Origin of the sequence: Hydrogenophaga pseudoflava (assembly GCF_004353865.1) — a bacterium.
Classification (GTDB): Bacteria; Pseudomonadota; Gammaproteobacteria; order Burkholderiales; family Burkholderiaceae_C; genus Hydrogenophaga; species Hydrogenophaga pseudoflava.
Genome location: NZ_CP037867.1, coordinates 2,767,088 through 2,786,391 on the forward strand (window position 1 = coordinate 2,767,088; position 19,304 = coordinate 2,786,391).

Consider the following 19,304-nt stretch of genomic DNA (forward strand, 5'->3'; position numbering starts at 1 on the left):
GGCTCCGATCGCTCAGCAGGCGAAGGCTCAAATGGGGTCCCGCTCCACCAGTTGGCGGGCAATGATCAGGCGCTGCAGTTCGTTGGTGCCCTCGCCAATGCACAGCAGCGGCGCATCGCGGTAATAGCGCTCGACGTTCATCTCTTTCGAATAACCATAGGCACCGTGAATCCGCAGTGCTTCCATGGCGTTTTCGACCGCCGCCTCGCTGGCGAACAGCTTGGCCATACCGGCTTCCATGTCGCAGCGCTGGCCAACGTCATAAGCACGCGCGGCCTGTTCAACCAGCAGCCGCGCCGCCTCGGCCCGGGTCGCCATGTCAGCCAACTTGAGCGCAATCGCCTGGTGATCGCAGATCGGCTTGCCAAAGGTGCGCCGCAGTTGCGCATAGGCAACCGATTCCTCCAGGCAGGCGCGCGCCACACCCACGCCGCGTGCTGCCACATTGATGCGCCCGAGCTCGAGCCCGCTCATCACCTGCTTGAAGCCCTGCCCTTCCACACCGCCCACCAGATTTTCGGCCGGCACGCGGAAGTTTTCGAACACCAGCTCGGCGCTGTCAATGCCCTTGTAGCCGAGCTTTTCCAGCTTGCGGGTGGAGGTGAAGCCCGGGCCTTTCTCGCAGATGAACAGGCTCATGCCACGATGCCGTGGCTGCGCCTGGGGGTCGGTCTTGACCAGTACGGCAAAGGCCTGTCCATGGATGCCGTTGGAGATCCATGTCTTGGTGCCGTTGATGACGTAGTGATCACCGTCGCGGCGCGCCACCGTGCGCACCGCCTGCAGATCGGTGCCACAATCGGGTTCGGTCAGTGCCAGCCCGCCGCGCAGCTCGCCGCTGGCAAAGATCGGCAGAAAACGCTGGCGTTGCGCCTCGGTGCCGTTGCGCTGCACGCAAGCGGCCATGATGAGATGCGAATTGATGATGCCGGACACCGACATCCAGACCCGCGCGATGCGCTCCACAACCTTGGCATAGGTGCTGGCCGACAGGCCCAGGCCGCCGTATTCCTCCCGGATGATGCAGCCAAACAGGCCCATCTCGCGCATCCCGGCGACAATGCCGGCCGGCCACTCGTCGGCATGTTCGAGCCGCTGCGCCACCGGCTTGAGCTCCCTCTCTACGAAGCGCTCGACGGCATCGAGCACCAAACTTTCTTTTTCAGCATCAAAGGCCATGGGCTGGCTGGTGGTCATCAGGGGGCTCCGGAGGTGTTGGACTGGGTCAGGGTGCGCGCCAAGGTGGCTGCGTCTTTGATCCGGTCAGCCGCCAGCACGGCGTCGCGCCAGCGCAGCGCTTGATCGCGTGGCAGCGCCAGCAGCGCATTGCGCATGAATTTGATCTCGATGTCAGCGCCCGTGATGGGTCGACCCGGCGCGCCACGGTGCGCTGACTCACGCCAGCGCAGTTCGCGCCCGTCGTGCGTGCGCACGCGCAGTTCACCCGAAAAGAAGGCCGGGTAATCGGCTTCGGGGTCGGCCACGTGCTCGATGCGGTCAGCCAGCGCCTGCACCCGTGGGTCGCTCAGGTTGACAGCATCCAGTTCGGTCAGCCCCAATTCCCCGCGCAGCAGGGCCAGCGCGACAAGGTGGTGGATGCTGAACTGCGATTCATAGACATTGGCCGGGCGGCGCTTGGCCGCAACTGGCTCGCACACCACCGGGTGCACCCCTTGCGGCAGGAGCACCTGCACCGACGCCACCTCCTCGGCACGCAGACCGGCGGCCCGCAGCGCCAACGCGGCGTCGATGCTGGCGTGCGTGAAGTGGCAGGTCGGATACAGCTTGACGGCGACATCGAGCACTTCCCAGCGCTCGCCCAGGCCGCGCGTGCACTGCGACAGGTCGGCCTGCAGGCCGCGTGCGGCAAGGTGGCTGGCGTACAGGCCAAAACGCCCTTCATAAGGCTGTGAAGGGCCGCGAAACCCGGCACCGGCCAGCGCCGTGGCTGTCAGTCCGCAGACACCGGCCCAGCCCGGGTGCATGCGCTTGGTCCAGGCGCCGTCGCTCAGGAATTCCATGCTGCCAGAAGCCATGGACAACACCACACCTTGCGCGTGTTCAAGTCCGATCCGGTCCAGCCCCATCAACTTGCCCGCCGCCAGCGTGCAACCAAAAGCCCCCACCAACCCGGTCGGATGAAAGCCAACGTCGTGGAAGCCGCCCCGGGCCGCTGCACCCAGGCGAGCTGCGACCTCGATCGCCAGCACGTAGGCAGCGATCATCTCAGCGCCCGTGGCATGCCGCTGCGCCGCCAGGCCCAACGCCAGCGGAAAGGCGCTGGCGCTGGGGTGCGTGATCGCGCCGGGGTGAGTATCATCAAAGTCCAGTCCATGCACCAGGATGCCATTCATCAACACCGCGTCACGCAACAGCAATGGCGCAAAGGCGCCCATGACGGCGCTATCGCCCGCGCCGCCCAAGGCCTGCAGGCCGCGGTAGGCGCAGTGCGCGAAATCCTGCTGTGACGACGCCAGTGCGATGCCCAGTGCGTCGAGCATCAGCAGCTTGGCCCGTTCGACCACGGCCGCCGGCAGCATGCCGGGCTCGAGGTCATGCGCGAACGAAGCCAACTGCGCGGCAATGCTGGGCGCGGCGTTAGGGGTGTTATGAATCATTTTCAATGCGCCTCGCTCGCGTCAAGTTTCACGGCAGACACAGCGCGGCCAGTGACTGGAGGTAACGATCTTGCCCATCCTGCGCACCGTTGACACTGACACCAACCCGTCGAAGCAAGCCGTCGCGCAGGCCATAGACCAGCCCATGCACCTCGACTTGTTGTCCGCGCTCCCAAGCGCGGCGCAGGATGGTGGTGCGGCACACATTGCTGACCTGCTCGATCACGTTCATCTCGCAAAGCCGGGCGGCGCGCTCGTCGGCACAGGAAATGCCGTCCAGCCGATCGGCATGCTTGCGCGCCACGTCTTCCAGATGACGCAGCCAGTTGTCGGCCAGGCCGGTTCGGCGCTGTTCGACCACTGCCTGCACGCCACCGCAACCGTAGTGCCCGACCACCAGCACATGCTCGACCTTGAGCACCTCAACCGCGTACTGCAGCACCGTCAGACAGTTCAGGTCGGAGTGCACCACCAGGTTGCCGACGTTGCGGTGCACGAACACCTCGCCCGGCTGCAAGCCCACGATTTCGTTGGCCGGTACCCGGCTGTCGGAGCAGCCGATCCACAGGTAGCGTGGCATCTGCTGTTGCGCCAGCCGCTCGAAGTACTGCGGATCGTGGGCAGCGCAGCGCGCCGACCAGTTCCGGTTGTTTTCAAAAAGAGGGTCGAGGTTGCACATCGATTTCACGCGTTATAGACCATGTCGCCTGCTCTACTTACCACTGCGGATCGCACAAGTGTCGATCACGCGCAGAGGTCAACACATGGCTGCGGTAGCTGGAGGATGAGCCATGACCGGGAATGACCTGCCGGGGTCCGAGTCGTTCGATCAAATCGAATGTGGTGGCAACCGCGTCGAAAGCGCTTTCACCTTCCAGCTCGGGAAACACGACCCCAAAGCCTTTTTCCCCCAGGGCATCCGCGGAGATCAATGTCCGTGAAGTCGGTTCGAACAAGATCACGGAATGGTGCCGGGCACGGAAAGTCTCCTTGCAGACATCGGCTGGCAGATCCACGCTGCGCCCGGGCATGATCCTCAGGTCCCATGACGATACAAGCGAAGACTGACCCGGTGGAATGAGTGTTCTAAGTTCTGGAAAACGCGCCTGAATGGCAGCGTTGGCGCCGCAATGGTCGCTGTGCAAATGCGTGTTGAGCAGGATGTCCAGCTTCCGTCCCTGCAGAACAGCGCTGACGAGCTGAACGGTTTGATCGGCGTGTCTGCCGTACCTACTGTCAACGAGCGCGGTGGACTGCAATCCGGCGAAAAGAATGCTGTTGAAAGACAACCAACCGCGCTCAAGCACGTGCATGCCCGAAGGAAACTGGGAGTCGGTGCCATTGGTCACGTCAGCATCCCTTCTCTGTTCCATGGCTGGCACAGGCTAGCGCCCCTTCCACACCGGCTTTCGCTTCTCGGCAAAAGCGCGCGGGCCCTCCTGCGCGTCTTCGCTGGCATAGGCGGCGCGATAGATGTTGTGCGCCAGCGCCATGCCGGCGTCGCAGCCCGCGCTCATGGCCGTCAGGATCGACTCCTTGCCGGCCATCACCGACAGCGGCGCGTTGTCGCGGATGCGCTCGGCCAGCGCGGTGGCGCGGGCGCGCACCGCATCCGGCGTGTCTTCGAGGTAGTTGATGAAACCCAGCCCATGGAAAGTCTCGATCGGATACAGGTCGCCGGTCAGCACCATCTCCATCAGCATCGGCTGCGGCAGCATCCACAGCAGCGGAATCGCCCACGGGCTGCCGCGCCCGGCGATACGCGTTTCGGTAATGCCGACTTGCGTGCCCTTCAGGCCGACGCGCAGATCCGAGTTCAGGCTCAGCATCATGCCACCGGCAATCAGGTGGCCGGTCATCGCGGCGATGATCGGCTTGGCCACGCGGCGCTGGCGGCCGTGGAACGGATCCTTCATCTTGGTCAGGATGTCGACGCCCTCTTCCTTCTTGACGCGCGACGCCTCGCGCAGGTCGAGCCCGGCGCAGAAGGTGCCGCAATCGGCCGAGGTCAGGATGGCGACGCGCACGTTTTTATCGGCATCGACCTCACCCCACAGGTCGTGCAGCCGGTTGGCGGCGGCCGGTGACAGCGCGTTGCGCATCTCGGGCCGGTTGATCTTTACCGTGGCAATGCCATCGCGCACCTCGTACAGAACCGTTTCTGCTTCGCTCATGTCTTGATCTCCTGGTAAAAACCTCTTGCGATCAACTTGTTCGCCATTCATTCGCCGGCGTTTTCGGATTCGACCACCGCCACGACCAGGCCGCGCTCGACCATCTCCCCGGCCTGCACCGACAGCAAGCGCACCACGCCGTCGTGATCGGCGTTGATGCACATCTCCATCTTCATCGACTCCACGTCGCCGTCTCGCAACCGGTCGCCCATCACGCCATCAAGTTGCCGCACGCAGCGCCGCAAAACGCTGCAGGTGGTGGTCGGAGCTGCCGAACAGGTTGCAAAAGAGGGTGAGGCGGCGAAAGTAATGACCGATGTCCAACTCCTCGGTCATGCCCACCCCGCCGTGCAACTGCACCGCCTGCTGGGCGACGAAACGCGCTCGCTCGCCAATGGCCGCCTTGGCGGCCGACACGGTACGCGAACGGACCGCCGCATCGAGATGCTCGGCATGCAAGGCCGCCATCAACACCAGGGAGCGGGTGGCTTCGACGGCGGCAAACATATCGACCAGCCGGTGCTGGATAACTTGGAAGCTGGCAATCGGCACGTCAAATTGTTTGCGCGTACTGACGTACTCGCCGGTTTTTCGCAGCAGCGCGCCCATCGCGCCAAGGGCATCGGCGCAGGCGGCAACAATGCCAAGATCGATCAAGTGCTCCAGCAGCGCCTGGCCTTCGCCTTCGGTGCCGAGCAGCGCGCCCTCGCCGAGCACGACATCGTCGAGCCGGAGATCGCCGGCCCGGCTGCCGTCATAGACCTTGTAACCCGCCACCTGCACCCCTGGCGTCCTGGCCCCGACCAGAAACAAGCTGATACCCCGGCGCTCATTGACCGCGCCCGACGTCCTGGCCACGACGACAAAGCCGTCAGCCCAGGGCGCGCCCAGCACGCCGCTCTTGCGGCCCGACAGCACCCAGCCACCGCCCTTGGCGGTGGCGCGGGTCTGGACATGGGCGAGGTCGTGACGCGCATCGACCTCGGTGTGCGCCAAGCTGAGAATGAGCTCGCCCGATGCCAGCCCTGGCAGCCACGTCGAGCGCTGCGCCGGGTTGCCTGCGCGCGCCACCGCCTGCGCACCGAGCACCGTGCTGGCGAGATAGGGTTCTGCCACCAGCGCCGCACCCAAGGCCTCGGCGACCTGGATCGTCTCGACAATGCCTCCGCCGAAACCGCCGTCCGCTTCGGGCAGCGCCACGCCCAGCCAGCCGAACTCGCCGAATCGCCGCCAGTGCTCACGGCTCATGCCGGGCTCGGAGGCGGCGATTTTGTTGCGGGCATCGAAACCGTACTCGGCGCGCAAAAATTTCTGCGCCGCGTCACGCAGCATCGTTTGTTCTTCAGACAAATCAAAGTTCATGGGGTTTCCTTTAGCGTGCGCCGCCGGCCAGAAGCATCTTGGCCAGTACGTTCTTCTGCACCTCGTCGCTGCCACCGTAGATGGTGGCAGCGCGTGAGAAGCAGTAGCGCGGCATTGCATGCGCGTAGCGCCCGTGGCCCAACTCGCCGCCCTCGTGCCAGGGCCACGCCATCTCCGCGGCGATTTCCACGTCCAGCTCAGACAAGGTCTGTTGCACCGCCGTGCCCATGGTCTTGAGCAGTGAGGATTCCGGCCCCGGTGCCTTGCCTGTGGCAGTGTCCGCGAGCACACGGAAATTGGTGTATTCAAGCGCCATCAGTTCAATCTCGGCACGCGCCAGCTTGAGGCGCATCGCGCCATCCTCGGCCAGCGGTCGGCCGCCCGAGCGGCGCTCACCCGCTGCGGTGTACAGGTTGGCCAGATGCGCCTTGCAGTCGGCCACGCCGGCGATGCTGGTGCGTTCGTGCGTCAGCAGGTACTTGGCAATGTCCCAGCCCTGGCCCTCACGGCCAACCAGGTTTTTCCTGGGAACACGAACGTCGGTGAGGAACACCTGGTTGAGGTGATGCTCGCCGTCGATCGAGACGATGGGCTTGACCTCGATGCCAGCACGGTCCATCTCGATCAGCAGGAAGGAAATCCCTTCCTGCTTTTTCCCGGTGCTGGAGGTGCGCACCAGGCAGAACATGTGGGTGGCCCAGTGTGCGTAGGTGGTCCAGATTTTCGAACCGTTGAGGATGTAGTCGTCGCCATCGGCCACGGCCGTGGTCTTCAAGCTGGCCAAATCCGAGCCTGCGCCCGGCTCGGAATAGCCCTGGCACCACCAGTCTTCACAGCGACGGATGCGCGGCAGGTACTGGGCCTTTTGCTCAGGCGTTCCAAAGGCGACCAGCACCGGCCCGAGCATAATCACCCCCATCGACAGGCCGACCGGCGCGCTGGCCGCCGCGCGTTCAAGGTCAAAGATATAGCGCTGCGTTGGCGTCCAGCCCGGCCCGCCGTGCTCCTTGGGCCAGCCGGTGACCAGCCAGCCCTGCGTGTCGAGCCGGCGCTGCCATTGAACGATGTCGTCCTTTTGCAGCATTTCCCCGGTAACGGTCTTGCGCTTGAGCTCGGCTGGCGTGTGGGCCTTGAACCAGGCGCGAACCTCTTGCTGGAACGCCCTGTCTTCCGGGCTGAAATCAATGTCCATCGTGTGCCTTTGTGCGCTGGTGGTATGCGTTTCAGATCGAGATGCCGCCGCCGCAAATCAGGGTCTGGCCGCTGACGTAGTTCGATTCTGGAATGCACAGCAGATAGACCGATCCGGCCGCTTCCTCGGGCGTACCGCCGCGACCCAGCGGAATGGTGCGCTCCATCATTTCCAGCAGATCAGGATTGACACCGACCTTGATCTTGTGGCCTTCGACGTCAATCGAGGCATCGCCGGCGGCCGAAGCTTCGGTCAGCCGCGTCTTGATCATGCCAAAAGCGACGGCATTGACGTTGACCTTGTAGCGCCCCCACTCCTTGGACAGCGCCTTGGTCAGACCGATGATGCCGGCCTTGCCGGCCGAGTAATTGGCCTGGCCGGCATTGCCGCCGGTGCCGGCGATGGACGAGATGTTGACCACCTTGCGGAACACCTCCTGCCCTGCTTCGGCTTCCTTGCGCGAAGAGGCACGAATGAACTCCGCGGCCGCGCGCAGAATCTTGAACGGCGCGGTCAGGTGCACATCAATGATCGCGTTCCATTGCTCGTCGGTCATCTTCTGGACCACGTTGTCCCAGGTGTAGCCGGCGTTGTTGATGATGATGTCCAGGCCGCCGAAGTTGTCGATCGCGGTCTTGACGAAGCGATCAGCGAAACCGTCGGCGGTGACGCTGCCTACGCAGGCCACGGCGGTGCCGCCAGCGGCCTTGATGTCGGCCAGCGTCTGCTCGGCCGGCGCGGCGTCGAGGTCATTGATCACGACCTTGGCACCTTCGCTGGCGAGCTTCATGGCGATGGCGCGCCCAATGCCGCGACCCGATCCGGAGACGATCGCGACTTTACCTTCGAGCTTTTTCATGATGTGTGTCCTTGCTTGTGATTGAAAAGAAAAGAAATATGTAAATTGGACCGCCCGTCAGCGGCCCTCAGTTCAGGGCCACCAGGGCCTCGCCCGCCAGCGTGATTTCACCCGTGGCCTTGGCCGCGCTGATTTGAACGCGCACGCAGGGGCGACCGGCGTGCTCGAGCTTTTCGACCACCTTGCCGCTGCAGCGCACGCGGTCACCCAGGTGGGTCATGGCCGCAAAGCGAACGCCATAGCTGAGAATCTGGCGCTGCGGCACCCATTCGGTGAGCGCGCGCCCGAGATAGGCCATCGACAACATGCCTTGCGCAAACACGTCCTTCATGCCCGCGCCGCGCGCGAAGTCGATGTCGATGTGGATCGGGTTGTGGTCGCCCGAGGCGCCGGCGAACAAGGCCAGGGTGGTGCGGCTGATGGGTGGCAACTCCACCACGGGCATGTCATCGCCGACCTGGATCATTTTTGTTTGAGCGTTCATGGCTATTCCTTCAGGCGTGGCGCACGACGATCACCGAGTGCAAGTCGGCGACATGCTCGCCGAGCTGATTGGTGACCTTCGTGTCGTTGACGACAAACTCGAGTGCGCCGTCCTTCTTGTCGTAGATGTCGGCGACCCGGGTCTGGAAGCGCAGCGTGTCGCCAGCGCACACCGGGGCGTGGTAGTCGAAGCGCTGCTCGCCGTGCAAGACCTCGCGCAGATCGATCCTGAGGGTGTCGAGCAACTTCATCAGCACGCCCGAATCGCTCTCGGCACCAAAGATGAAGGTCGGTGGCGCAACGACGTTGCGGTAACCGGCGGCCTTGGCGCTGGCCTCGTCGAGGTAAATCGGATCAGCGCTACCGATCACCTCGGCGAAGAAGCGAATGCGCCCCTTCTCCACATCCCACAGCGTAGGCGGCACCTCGTACCCGATGAATTTTTTGTCAATCATGGGATTCAAGCTCCTGGTTTTCTTGTGTTTGCGCTCAAGCGGCCTGGTAGAGCGTGACGACGCAAGCGCCGCCCAGCCCGAGGTTGTGCTGCAAGGCCACGCGCGCGCCCTCGACCTGGCGCTGGTCCGCCGTGCCGCGCAGTTGGTGGGTCAGCTCAAAACATTGCGCCAGGCCGGTGGCCCCCAGCGGATGGCCCTTGGATAACAGTCCTCCCGACGGGTTGGTGACGACCTTGCCGCCATAGGTGTTGTCGCCGTCCAGCACGAACTTCTCCGCGCCCCCCACCGGACACAGGCCCAGGGCCTCGTATGTCAGCAGTTCATTCTGTGCGAAGCAGTCGTGCAGCTCGACCACATCCACGTCGTCCGGACCGATGCCGGCTTGCGCATAGACCTTTTGCGCCGCATCGCGCGCCATGTCGAAGCCGACCAGGCGCATCATGTCGTGCGATTCGAAGGTGCTGGGGAAGTCCGTGCTCATCGACTGGGCGCGGATGGAGACGCGGGTGTCTAGCCCGTGCTTCCTGGCGAAGGCTTCGGAGCAGATCACCGCGGCGGCGGCGCCGCAGGTCGGCGGGCACGCCATCAAGCGCGTCATCACGCCGGGCCAGACGGTTGGTGCGCTCATCACATCGTCAACGCTGACTTCCTTGCGGAACAGCGCGAGCGGGTTGTTGGCGGCATGGCGGCTGGCCTTGGCGCGGATGTGGGCGAAGGTGTCCAGGCGCGTGCCGTATTTGTCCATGTGCGCCTTGCCCGCGCCGCCAAAGTAACGGATGGCCAGCGGGATTTCCGGGTGACCCACCAGTTCGGCGGTGGCGCGGTCGAATGCTTCAAAGGGCGTGGGCCTGTCCTCGAACTGAGCCTTGATGGCGCCTGCCGCCATCTGCTCAAAACCCAGCGCCAGCACGCAATCGACCGCACCGCTTTCAACCGCCTGGCGCGCCAGGAACAGCGCGGTGGAACCGGTGGAGCAGTTGTTGTTGACGTTGATAATCGGTATGCCGCTCATGCCCACTGGATACAGCGCGCGCTGGCCGCAGGTGGAATCACCATACACGTAGCCGACATAGGCCTGCTGGATCATGGGGTACTCGACTCGCGCGTCGGCCAAGGCCTGGTGCACGGCCTTCTCTCCCATCACGTGATAGGGCTCACTGGCACCCGGTTTGGTGAACGGGACCATGCCGACGCCGGCGACGATGACTTTATGACCCATGACTCTCTAACTCCTCAAGTTGACGCGTCGGCTGACGCTGATGAATGGTCGCGCCGCATGCGTCGTGACCGGATGCTTGCCAAAGCGGCAGCGCCGAACCTCCGGGATCACAGGCTTGCCCATTGGCGCTCGATCTCGTGGCGCTGTATCTTGCCGGTGCTGCTGCGCGGAAACGCGGCGGCATCGACAAACCGAATGTCCTTGGGCACCTTGCAGCCGGCCAGTTGCGCACGGCACCACGGCAGCAGGGCCTGCGCGTCCGTGGCGGCTCCGGGCTTGAGCGCGACGAAGGCCACGGGTACTTCGCCCCAGCGCTCGTCGCGGCGAAGCTGTTGAGGCAAGGCGCACGCAGTGCGTCATTTCAGCTACGGCCAGTACGCAGGCAAATCGACTCACGCACCGGTAAATCGTTCGGTAGCCCAGCACTCCCCGTGCATCCTCAACAGCCGTCGATTCGGCACGGACGGCCGCCTGCTTGCGCAGCAGGTCGGCCACGGTCAAAGAAAACGCGCCGATTCCGTCTCCCATGGATACAGCCTCCAGTTCTGGCACCCCAAGTGAATGTTCGCACCACATTCTATCTAACGCTTGACAGATTTGCAACGCCCCAGTAAATTTGCATCGACTTAAAAAGGTCTCGTCGGCGCCGGTCCGATCTCGCGCGCGTCGTGACGCATTGACCCACAACCCAAACACCGATTGGCACCCCCACATGGTCACCCCCCGCAGTTTCGTTCTCTCCGCCGACGACCGCGCCGTGCTCGATGCCGCGGACAAGTTCGCCCGCAATGAGTTTGTGCCGCTCGCGCGTCGCATGGACGACGAGGAATGGTGGCCGCCGGATATTTTTCAGAGAATCGGCGCGGCCGGCTTCATGGGCGTCACCGTGCCCGCCGAGCATGGCGGCGCCGGCATGGACCTGTTCAGTTCGGGTTTGATCTGCCAGGCCTTCGCGCGCTGGAACCCTGCCCTCGCGCTGTCGTGGGCGGCGCACGACAACCTGTGCGTCAACAACATCTACCGCAACGCCAGTGAAGCGCAGCGCCGCCAATACCTGCCCGGCCTGTGCGACGGCAGCAAGATCGGCGCGCTCGGCCTGACCGAACCTGGCGCCGGCTCGGATGCACTGGGCGCCATGCGCACCAGCGCACGCCGTGTGGGCGACCACTACATCCTCAACGGCACCAAGATTTACATCACCAACGGCCCGGTGGCCGATGTGCTGCTGGTCTACGCCAAGACCGCCCCGGAACTCGGCGCCAAGGGCATCTCGGCCTTCATCGTCGAAAAAGACTTCCCCGGCTTCAAGGTGGCGCAAAAACTGGTCAAGATGGGCTTTCGCGGCAGCCAGACCGGCGAGCTGGTATTCGACGACTGCCGCGTGCCGGCGGCCAACCTGGTTGGCAAGGAAAACGAAGGCGTCAAAATCGTCATGAGCGGACTCGACCTGGAGCGCGCGCTGGTGGCAGCGCTGTGCGTCGGCATCTGTGAACGCGCGCTCGAATTGAGCGTCGAATACGCTAGGACGCGCGTGCAGTTCGGCAAACCTATCGGCAGCTTCCAGATGGTGCAGGCCATGCTGGCCGAGATGTACACCGAAACCGAGGCGATGAAAACCCTCGTCTGGCGCACACTGGCCGAGGTCAATGACCTCGAGATCGGCGGCGGCGGACGCGGCGAAGCCCACAAGCTCACTGCAGCCTCCATTCTCTTTGCTGGCGAGGCCTGCAACCGGGTGCTCAACAAGGCCATGCAAGTCCATGGCGGGGGCGGTTACATCTGGGAGTCCGAGATCAACCGGCTGTTCCGTTGCATCAAGATCCTCGAGATCGGCGCCGGAACATCCGAGGTGCGCAAATTGATCATCGCAGAGGAGCTGCTGAAAGGCTGAATCCGCTTGCGGACCGCGGCACGATGCTGGCCGAGGCCACGCAACAACACGAAGGAGACACATGGAAGCGACCCCGACGATCCGCTACGAGCAGCGCGGCGCCACCGCCTGGATCACCCTTGACCGGCCCGACGCGATGAATGCCTTGTCGGGCCCGATGTGCACCGAGCTGCTGGAGGCCATCGGGCGCATCGAGCGCGACCCCGGCATTCGCGTCATCGTGCTCACCGGAGCAGGCCGTGCCTTTTGTGCCGGGGCCGACCTCAAGGGCGTTTTTGAGGACGCGGGCGGTTCGCCTGGGCCGATCGACCCGATGACAGATTTTCTCGACCAGGTTGGCGCGATGATGGAACGGCTGCGCATGTGCCCCAAGCCCACCATTGCGGCATTGAATGGCCTGACCCTGGCCGGTGGCCTGGAACTGGCGATGGCCTGCGATCTGATCATCGCCGCCGACAGTGCCCGCATCGGCGACGCCCACGCCAATTTCGGCGTCTTCCCCGGCGCCGGCGGCGCCGCGATCCTGCCGCGCCGAATTGGCGCCACCGCCGCGAAATACCTGCTCTTCACCGGCGACACCCTGCCGGCGAAGGAACTGGTGCCACTCGGCCTCGTGAACCGCGTCGTTCCCGACGCCGATCTGGGGAGCGAGGTGGAGAAACTGGCCGCGCGCATCGCCAGCAAGAGTCCGCTCGTCATCCGCCGCATGAAGCAGACGGTCGCCGACGGGCTGGAGCAGCCACAGGCTTCGGCGCTGCGGCTGGAGCGGGTGGTGCTCGACGCGCATCGCCATTCGCACGACATCCGCGAAGGCCTCGCGGCCTTCGTCGGCAAACGCACGCCCGATTTCAAAGGCTACTGAACCGAACGCTGCACAAGAATTCCCACGATGAGCCACACGCACCCAACCGTCTACATTGCCGGCGTCGGCATGACACCGACCGGCAAATTCCTCGATCGCGGCATCAAGCAACTCACCGCCGCTGCGGTGCACGCGGCGCTGACCGACGCCGGGTTCGCCACCAGCGATATCCAGTCGGCGTACTTTTCCAACGCAACCCAGGGTGTGCTGGAAGGCCAGAGCATGATCCGCGGCCAGATTGCGTTGCGTTCCATGGGCTTCGAATCCATCCCGATCTTCAACATTGAGAACGCCTGCGCCAGTGGCAGCTCGGCCTTCAGCCTGGCGGTGCAGTATGTGCGCTCCGGCGCGGGAGAGATCGCGCTGGCAGTGGGTGCCGAGAAGATGTTTTGCACCGACAAGGCCAAAATGTTCAGCGTCTTCGACGGCGCCTGGGACGTGGCAACGGTCGAGGAGAACAAACGCAATCTGCTGCAAATGGGGCACGGCGTGGAGCCGCCTGAAGGGTCGATGTCGAAGGCGCCATACAGCCTGTTCATGGACATTTACGCCGCCTTTGGACGCTTTCACATGCGCGAGTTCGGCACCACGCAGCGGCAAATCGCTGCGGTGTCGGCGAAGAACCACGGCCATTCCGTACACAACCCGCTGGCACAATACCGCAACGCCTACACCATCGACGAGGTACTGGCCGCGCCGCCCATCACCTACCCGCTCACGCTACCGATGTGCGCGCCGATCAGCGACGGTGCAGCCGCGGCGATCGTCTGCTCGGAGGCGGCGCTGGCGCGGATGGCCGACCGCAGGCGTGCCATCAAGGTGCTGGCCTCCGTGGTGGCCACGGGCACCAACCGGCGACCCGAAGACGTGGGCCAGCACATCACCGCCAGGGCGTCCAAGCTCGCCTACAAACTCGCCGGCATCGGCCCGCAGGACATCTCGCTGGCCGAGGTTCACGATGCCACCGCCATCGGCGAAATCGTGCAGAGCGAAAACCTGGGCTTCTGCGCGTTCGGCGAAGGCGGATGGCTCGCCGAGAGCGGCGGCACCACGATTGGCGGGCGCATCCCCATCAACACCTCGGGTGGACTGGAGTCCAAAGGGCACCCGATCGGCGCTACCGGTCTGGGCCAGTTGCACGAACTGGTCACCCAACTGCGTGGCGAAGCCGGGGCCCGCCAGGTGCAGGGCGCACGGCTCGCCATCGCCGAAAACGGCGGCGGCCTGTTCGGCCTCGAAGAGGCGGTCTGCGCCATCACCATTCTCGGCCGCTGAGGCTTGCCTGCTGCGCCGTCAACCTTGACCTGAAGAGATGTCCTCCATGAACTTCCTGCCCACCGAAGAGCAGCGCATGGCCGTCGAAGGCTTCACACGCTTCCTCGAAAACGAACTGCGCCCGATCGTCGAACGCTACCAGCCCGACAAGCTGATTGAAAAAGAGCTGATGCTCGAAATTTTCCAGAAAATGCTGCCCTACGGCATGGGCGGCAATGGCATCATCGCCGAGCAATACGGCGGCATGGGGATGCCCTGGCTCACCTATGCGCTGATGTACGAGCAGCTCGCGCGCATCTCCGGCGACGTGGCGATCTCGCTGCTGATTCAGCAGCTCGGCGCCTATTCACTGGAGGTGTGCACCAACACCGCCATGCGCGAGAAGTACCTGCCGCGCATGGTGCGCGCCGAAATCATCGCCTGCAGCGGCATCAGCGAGCCCGGTGTCGGCTCCAACGTGGCTGAAGTCACCTGCCGGGCCCAGCGTGACGGCGACCACTACATCGTTACCGGTGAGAAAACCTGGATCTCGAACGGGCACTACTCCGACTTTTGCATGGTCATCGTGCGCACGTCGAGCGAAGGCTCTGGCGCCCTGTCGATGATCCTGGTCGACCGCGCCGAACACGGCTACGAAAGCCGCAACATCGACAAGCTCGGTCTCAACAGCACCTCGACCGCACAGCTCTTCTTCGACGGCGTTCGCGTACCGGCAGCCAATATGATGATCGAGCCAGGCTCCGGCCTCAAGAACACGATGGTGCTGTTCGAGAAAGCGCGTCCCATGGTCGGCCTTACCTCGGTGGGAATCGCACAGGCGGCGCTTGACAAGGCGGTGTCCTATTCGAAGGAGCGTCGCCAGCATGGCAAGCCGATCGGCGGCCACCAGTTGATCCAGGGGATGTTGGCCGAAGCCGCCACCGAACTCGATGCCGCACGGTTACTGGTCTACCGCGCCTTCAACCTGATCGACCACGGTGTGCGCAGCGAGGTGCAAAGCGCCATGGCCAAATGGTACGCCACCGAGATGGCTGTCAACGTCACGTCGAAAGCCGTGCAGATTCATGGTGGCAACGGCATTACCAAGGACTTTGGGGTGGAACTGTTGTTCCGAAACGCCCGCATGATGCCCATCCCCGACGGCACGACCGAGATCCAGAAGCTCATCATTGGCCGCACCCTGACCGGCATCAATGCTTTCTCCTGACCCATGGCCTCCCTTTCCTCCCCCTCCTCAATCGCCCGGGCCAGTGAAGTTCCGGTGCTCCAGGCCCGGAACGTCACGCTGCGATTCGGCGGCGTGACGGCCCTGGCTGACGTCGGCATCGAAGTCCGTGACAACGAGCTGCTGGCCATCATCGGCCCCAACGGCGCCGGCAAGAGTTCGCTGATGAACGTGCTGAGCGGTTTTTACCAGCCGCAACAGGGCGATGTGCACTACCGCGCGCACGACATCAAGGGCCGCGCGGTGCACGAAATCGCGCGCGACGGCGTGGTGCGCACTTTTCAGGGCACCCATTTGTTCTCCAACATGAGCGTGCTCGACAACATCCTGGTCGGCCGCTACTGCAAGATGCGCTCGAGTCTGGCGCAGGCATTTCTCTATTTCCCCTGGACCCAGCGTGAAGAAACCCTGCACCGGGAAGCGGCCGAGGAAATCATCGACTTCCTCGAAATCGAAAACATCCGCCACCAGCCGGTGGGCGCACTCGGCTACGGTCTTCGCAAGCGCGTCGACCTGGGCCGTGCATTGGCGATGGACCCCAAGGTGCTGCTGATGGATGAACCGATGGCCGGCATGAACACCGAAGAAAAGGAAGACCTTGCACGCTTCATCATCGATGTGCGTGAGGCCAAGCGCATCCCGGTGGTGCTGGTCGAGCACGACATGGGGGTGGTCATGGATCTGGCCGACCGTGTAGCGGTACTAGACTTCGGCCGCAAGATCGCCGACGGCACGCCGGCGCAGGTGCAAGCCGACCCGGCCGTGATTCAGGCCTACCTGGGAGCAGCGGCATGAACCGCCGGGCCGCTCCCAAGGCGAATACCGCGGCGCACAGCGCGAAGGGCAATTCAGTGAGCGCGCACCATCCCACCCCGGCATCCGCACTCACCCTGCCACAGAAGTTGCTCGCCCACACCCAGGAACATCCGCAGCGACTGGCGCAGCGCGTCAAGCGCAAAGGCGTGTGGCGCTGCTATACGTGGTCCGACGTGTTTGAGCGCACGCGCAGCATGGCGCTTGGCGCAGCAGCGCAGGGCCTGCAGCGCGGCGAAACCGCGATCGTGATCGGCGAGAACGAACCCGAGCATTACTGGGCTCTGTTTGCAGCCCAGTCACTGGGCGCCAAAACCGTGTCGGTCTACCCCGACGCCACCGTCGACGAACTGCATTACCTCTGCGAGGACGCGCAGGCCCGCTTCATCTTCGCGCAGGATCAGGAGCAGGTCGACAAGGCGCTCGCGCTGCTGGAGCGGCTGCCCGACATCCGGGGCATCGCTTACTGGGACAACTCGGGCATGTGGTCGTACCGGCATCCGCTGCTGCAATCCTTCGATGCCTTGACCGACGAAGGGCGGCGCCAGCACGAGCGGCAACCGCAGCGCTTCGAACGCGAAATCGCCGCCGGCCACCCTGACGATCTGGCACTGCTGACCTACACCTCCGGCACCACCAGCAAGCCCAAGGGCGTGATGATCAGTCACCGCTGGCTGATGGACAACGCGTTGCGCATGAGCAGCGCGCTTCCGATCAAGCCCGGCATGGAGTACCTGTCCTACACGCCGCTGGCCTGGATCACCGAGCAATTGCTGGGCGTGACACTCGGGCTGACCATGCCGCTGGTGGTCAGCTTCCCGGAAGGTCCTGACCAGGTCTTGCCCAATCTGCGCGAACTCGCGCCGCACATCGTGCTGTTCGGCCCGCGCCAGTGGGAGAACATCGCCGCCACCATCGAGGCGCGCATGCTCGCCGCGAACTGGATTGCGCGCGGCATCTACCGCTGGGGCATACGCATCGGCCACGACGTGCATGTTGCGCGGCTCGAGGGGCGGACGGCACCGTGGCTGTCGCGGCTGCTGCTGCCGCTGGCCGAAGCGCTGGTGCTTCATCCGCTGCGCGACCAGTTTGGCTTTATTCGCGGCAAGGTCGCCGTTTCTGGCGGCACCGCCATGGCGCCCGACGTGTTCCGGCTGTTTCACGCCATGGGCGTGCCACTGCGCAACATCTACGGCTGTTCCGAATTCGGCCTGATTGCCGGCCACCGCGGCGAGCGTTACGACCTCGAAACCGTGGGCCCGCTGCTCGATGTGGATCCTGCCTTCGGCGCACCGCTGGAATCGCGCATCCAGGATAACGGCGAGCTGCTCCTGCGCGGCGGCACCGGCTTTCTCGGCTACTGGGGCAAACCCGAGAAGGCCGCCGCCATCCAGCGCGACGGCTGGTACGTCAGCGGTGACGCTGTGCGCAAGACCGGTTGCGGTGAACTGGTGTACCTGGACCGGCTGGAGCACTTGGTCCAACTCGCCAGCGGCCATCTGTATCCGCCGCAGTTTATCGAGACGCGCCTGCGCTTTTCGCCCTTCATCAAGGACGTGATGGTGCTGGGCGACGCCACCCGGCCCTGGGTTGGCGCACTGATCAACATCGACATGGCAGTAACCAGCCGCTGGGCCGAGGAGCGGCGCATCGCCTTCTCCACCTTCACCGATCTGTCGCAGCGACCCGAAGTGCGGCAACTGGTGCAGGGCGAAATCCGCCGCATCAACAAACTGCTGCCCGAAGGCTCGCGCGTGGTGCGTTTCGCCAATTTTCCGAAGGAACTCGACCCCGACGAAGGTGAACTCACGCGCACGCGCAAGCTGCGCCGCGAGTTTCTTGAGGTGCGCTATCGGGCGCTGATTGACGGCCTGTATGCAGGCGCCGCCGACATCGCCTGCGAAATCGCCGTGACCTATCAGGACGGCCGCCAGGGCGTGCTGCGGGCAACCGTAGTGGCCACCGACATCGACCAGACGCCCACACCATGATCATCGAATTCATCAACTACACAATCAACGGCGCGCTGCTCGGCCTGCTGTACTCGCTGGTCGCCATGGGCTTTGTGGTCATCTACCGCGCCAGCAAGGTCTTCAACATGGCGATCGGCGAGATGATCGTGCTGGGTGCCTTCCTGCTGTGGTGGGCGATCCAGTCGCGCGGCATGCATCCGGTGCTGGGCATCGCCGTCGCGCTGGGCATTTCGGTGCTGATCGGGCTGGCGATTGAACGGCTGCTGTTCAGGCGCCTGATCGGCGAATCGGTGTTCTCGATGATCATGGTCACCATCGGGCTGCTGATCCTGATGCGAGGACTGGTGCTGGTGATCTGGGGCCCGCAGGAGCGTCAGTTCCCCGCCATCTTTCCCCTGGCGCCCATCATCTTGGGCGAGATGATCATCCCGCGCTCGCTCGCCATCGGTGGCCTCATCGCGGTGCTGGCGGCGGTGGCGCTGCACTGGTTCTTCAACCGCAGCCGCACCGGGCTGGCCATGTCGGCAGTGGCCGAAGACCACCAAATCGCGCTGGCCATGGGCATCAGCGTGCGCCGCTCCATCGCCTTCGCCTGGGCGCTGGGCGGGGTGCTGTCGGTCATCACCTCGATGGTCTACCTGAGCGGCAAGTCGCTGACCGTCCTGTCCTCCGAGATCGGCTTCGCCGCCCTGCCGGTGGCGCTGCTGGCCGGGCTCGAATCCATCGGCGGCCTGCTGTTGGCCGGCATCATCGTCGGGGTCGTGCAGGGGCTGACGGCCGCCTACATCGACCCGCTGATCGGCGGCAACGCCGCCGCCGTCGTCCCCTATATCTTCATGCTGGTGGTGCTGGTGGTCCGTCCGACCGGCATGTTCGGCTGGAAACGCATTGAAAGAGTCTGAC

The 19,304-nt window shown here is 64.2% G+C and carries 20 protein-coding genes; 7 read left to right on the forward strand and 13 right to left on the reverse strand.

From position 1 onward, the window contains the following. Window positions 1-27: 27 nt before the first annotated feature. The 13 genes from HPF_RS13265 to HPF_RS13325 all read right to left on the reverse strand — a co-directional run bounded on the left by HPF_RS13265 (window position 28) and on the right by HPF_RS13325 (window position 10,703). Window positions 28-1,197: an acyl-CoA dehydrogenase family protein gene (locus HPF_RS13265; protein WP_207959149.1), complete on the reverse strand. Its 1,170-nt coding sequence runs from the start codon at window positions 1,195-1,197 to the stop codon at window positions 28-30. Continuing rightward, window positions 1,197-2,618, reverse strand: coding sequence for an MmgE/PrpD family protein (locus HPF_RS13270; RefSeq protein ID WP_060984637.1), 1,422 nt, complete (start codon window positions 2,616-2,618; stop codon window positions 1,197-1,199). The genes HPF_RS13265 and HPF_RS13270 overlap by 1 nt, the downstream gene beginning before the upstream one ends. A gap of 28 nt (window positions 2,619-2,646) precedes the next feature. Next, on the reverse strand, window positions 2,647-3,297 hold the full coding sequence (can, locus tag HPF_RS13275; protein ID WP_066690418.1) for a carbonate dehydratase: 651 nt from the start codon (window positions 3,295-3,297) through the stop codon (window positions 2,647-2,649). 37 nt (window positions 3,298-3,334) lie between these two features. Continuing rightward, window positions 3,335-3,967 (reverse strand): MBL fold metallo-hydrolase, encoded by a 633-nt coding sequence (locus HPF_RS13280; protein WP_243721581.1) that lies wholly within the window; start codon window positions 3,965-3,967, stop codon window positions 3,335-3,337. Between the two features lie 36 nt (window positions 3,968-4,003). Next, window positions 4,004-4,843 carry an enoyl-CoA hydratase/isomerase family protein gene (locus HPF_RS13285; RefSeq protein WP_243721582.1) on the reverse strand — a complete coding sequence of 280 codons (840 nt, stop codon included), beginning with the start codon at window positions 4,841-4,843 and terminating at the stop codon, window positions 4,004-4,006. Beyond that, on the reverse strand, window positions 4,840-5,025 hold the full coding sequence (locus HPF_RS13290; protein ID WP_133156848.1) for a biotin/lipoyl-containing protein: 186 nt from the start codon (window positions 5,023-5,025) through the stop codon (window positions 4,840-4,842). Before HPF_RS13290 ends, HPF_RS13285 begins: the two co-directional genes overlap by 4 nt. Beyond that, window positions 5,012-6,154 (reverse strand): acyl-CoA dehydrogenase family protein, encoded by a 1,143-nt coding sequence (locus HPF_RS13295; protein ID WP_165961702.1) that lies wholly within the window; start codon window positions 6,152-6,154, stop codon window positions 5,012-5,014. Before HPF_RS13295 ends, HPF_RS13290 begins: the two co-directional genes overlap by 14 nt. A gap of 10 nt (window positions 6,155-6,164) precedes the next feature. Beyond that, a complete protein-coding gene (locus HPF_RS13300) occupies window positions 6,165-7,346 on the reverse strand; it encodes an acyl-CoA dehydrogenase family protein (RefSeq protein WP_133156850.1) in 1,182 nt (393 codons plus the stop codon). Between the two features lie 31 nt (window positions 7,347-7,377). Beyond that, entirely contained in the window at window positions 7,378-8,205 is an 828-nt protein-coding gene (locus HPF_RS13305) for an SDR family NAD(P)-dependent oxidoreductase (protein ID WP_066690408.1), read from the reverse strand. A 67-nt stretch (window positions 8,206-8,272) separates the two neighbouring features. After that, window positions 8,273-8,689: a MaoC family dehydratase gene (locus tag HPF_RS13310; protein ID WP_066690407.1), complete on the reverse strand. Its 417-nt coding sequence runs from the start codon at window positions 8,687-8,689 to the stop codon at window positions 8,273-8,275. Between the two features lie 10 nt (window positions 8,690-8,699). Next, a complete protein-coding gene (locus tag HPF_RS13315) occupies window positions 8,700-9,143 on the reverse strand; it encodes a MaoC family dehydratase N-terminal domain-containing protein (RefSeq protein ID WP_066690406.1) in 444 nt (147 codons plus the stop codon). A gap of 34 nt (window positions 9,144-9,177) precedes the next feature. Then, window positions 9,178-10,362 (reverse strand): lipid-transfer protein, encoded by a 1,185-nt coding sequence (locus tag HPF_RS13320; protein WP_133156852.1) that lies wholly within the window; start codon window positions 10,360-10,362, stop codon window positions 9,178-9,180. 107 nt (window positions 10,363-10,469) lie between these two features. Beyond that, on the reverse strand, window positions 10,470-10,703 hold the full coding sequence (locus tag HPF_RS13325; protein ID WP_133156853.1) for an AMP-binding enzyme: 234 nt from the start codon (window positions 10,701-10,703) through the stop codon (window positions 10,470-10,472). 371 nt (window positions 10,704-11,074) lie between these two features. Here HPF_RS13325 and HPF_RS13330 point away from each other — a divergent pair, with 371 nt between their 5' ends. The 7 genes from HPF_RS13330 to HPF_RS13360 all read left to right on the forward strand — a co-directional run bounded on the left by HPF_RS13330 (window position 11,075) and on the right by HPF_RS13360 (window position 19,303). Continuing rightward, window positions 11,075-12,253 carry an acyl-CoA dehydrogenase family protein gene (locus HPF_RS13330; RefSeq protein ID WP_060985452.1) on the forward strand — a complete coding sequence of 393 codons (1,179 nt, stop codon included), beginning with the start codon at window positions 11,075-11,077 and terminating at the stop codon, window positions 12,251-12,253. Between the two features lie 61 nt (window positions 12,254-12,314). After that, the gene (locus tag HPF_RS13335) at window positions 12,315-13,115 is read left to right on the forward strand and encodes an enoyl-CoA hydratase/isomerase family protein (protein WP_060985451.1); all 801 of its coding nucleotides are present in this window, start codon (window positions 12,315-12,317) and stop codon (window positions 13,113-13,115) included. Between the two features lie 27 nt (window positions 13,116-13,142). Next, entirely contained in the window at window positions 13,143-14,390 is a 1,248-nt protein-coding gene (locus tag HPF_RS13340) for a thiolase family protein (RefSeq protein ID WP_133156854.1), read from the forward strand. 46 nt (window positions 14,391-14,436) lie between these two features. After that, window positions 14,437-15,597: an acyl-CoA dehydrogenase family protein gene (locus tag HPF_RS13345; RefSeq protein WP_082753266.1), complete on the forward strand. Its 1,161-nt coding sequence runs from the start codon at window positions 14,437-14,439 to the stop codon at window positions 15,595-15,597. Between the two features lie 54 nt (window positions 15,598-15,651). Then, complete coding sequence (locus HPF_RS13350; protein ID WP_082753265.1) at window positions 15,652-16,410, forward strand: ABC transporter ATP-binding protein; 759 nt, start codon at window positions 15,652-15,654, stop codon at window positions 16,408-16,410. Next, a complete protein-coding gene (locus HPF_RS13355) occupies window positions 16,407-18,419 on the forward strand; it encodes an AMP-dependent synthetase/ligase (RefSeq protein WP_243721583.1) in 2,013 nt (670 codons plus the stop codon). Before HPF_RS13350 ends, HPF_RS13355 begins: the two co-directional genes overlap by 4 nt. Then, a complete protein-coding gene (locus tag HPF_RS13360; protein ID WP_207959151.1) occupies window positions 18,416-19,303 on the forward strand; it encodes a branched-chain amino acid ABC transporter permease in 888 nt (295 codons plus the stop codon). Before HPF_RS13355 ends, HPF_RS13360 begins: the two co-directional genes overlap by 4 nt. Window position 19,304: the final 1 nt, after the last annotated feature.

What these genes read in the sequence shown, in the direction of transcription:
- HPF_RS13265 (WP_207959149.1), bottom strand. Translation starts at nt 1,197, where the DNA reads ATGACCACCAGCCAGCCCATGGCCTTTGATGCTGAAAAAGAAAGTTTG.
- HPF_RS13270 (WP_060984637.1), bottom strand. Translation starts at nt 2,618, where the DNA reads ATGATTCATAACACCCCTAACGCCGCGCCCAGCATTGCCGCGCAGTTG.
- can (WP_066690418.1), bottom strand. Translation starts at nt 3,297, where the DNA reads ATGTGCAACCTCGACCCTCTTTTTGAAAACAACCGGAACTGGTCGGCG.
- HPF_RS13285 (WP_243721582.1), bottom strand. Translation starts at nt 4,843, where the DNA reads ATGAATGGCGAACAAGTTGATCGCAAGAGGTTTTTACCAGGAGATCAA.
- HPF_RS13295 (WP_165961702.1), bottom strand. Translation starts at nt 6,154, where the DNA reads ATGAACTTTGATTTGTCTGAAGAACAAACGATGCTGCGTGACGCGGCG.
- HPF_RS13300 (WP_133156850.1), bottom strand. Translation starts at nt 7,346, where the DNA reads ATGGACATTGATTTCAGCCCGGAAGACAGGGCGTTCCAGCAAGAGGTT.
- HPF_RS13305 (WP_066690408.1), bottom strand. Translation starts at nt 8,205, where the DNA reads ATGAAAAAGCTCGAAGGTAAAGTCGCGATCGTCTCCGGATCGGGTCGC.
- HPF_RS13310 (WP_066690407.1), bottom strand. Translation starts at nt 8,689, where the DNA reads ATGAACGCTCAAACAAAAATGATCCAGGTCGGCGATGACATGCCCGTG.
- HPF_RS13315 (WP_066690406.1), bottom strand. Translation starts at nt 9,143, where the DNA reads ATGATTGACAAAAAATTCATCGGGTACGAGGTGCCGCCTACGCTGTGG.
- HPF_RS13320 (WP_133156852.1), bottom strand. Translation starts at nt 10,362, where the DNA reads ATGGGTCATAAAGTCATCGTCGCCGGCGTCGGCATGGTCCCGTTCACC.
- HPF_RS13330 (WP_060985452.1), top strand. Translation starts at nt 11,075, where the DNA reads ATGGTCACCCCCCGCAGTTTCGTTCTCTCCGCCGACGACCGCGCCGTG.
- HPF_RS13335 (WP_060985451.1), top strand. Translation starts at nt 12,315, where the DNA reads ATGGAAGCGACCCCGACGATCCGCTACGAGCAGCGCGGCGCCACCGCC.
- HPF_RS13340 (WP_133156854.1), top strand. Translation starts at nt 13,143, where the DNA reads ATGAGCCACACGCACCCAACCGTCTACATTGCCGGCGTCGGCATGACA.
- HPF_RS13345 (WP_082753266.1), top strand. Translation starts at nt 14,437, where the DNA reads ATGAACTTCCTGCCCACCGAAGAGCAGCGCATGGCCGTCGAAGGCTTC.
- HPF_RS13355 (WP_243721583.1), top strand. Translation starts at nt 16,407, where the DNA reads ATGAACCGCCGGGCCGCTCCCAAGGCGAATACCGCGGCGCACAGCGCG.
- HPF_RS13360 (WP_207959151.1), top strand. Translation starts at nt 18,416, where the DNA reads ATGATCATCGAATTCATCAACTACACAATCAACGGCGCGCTGCTCGGC.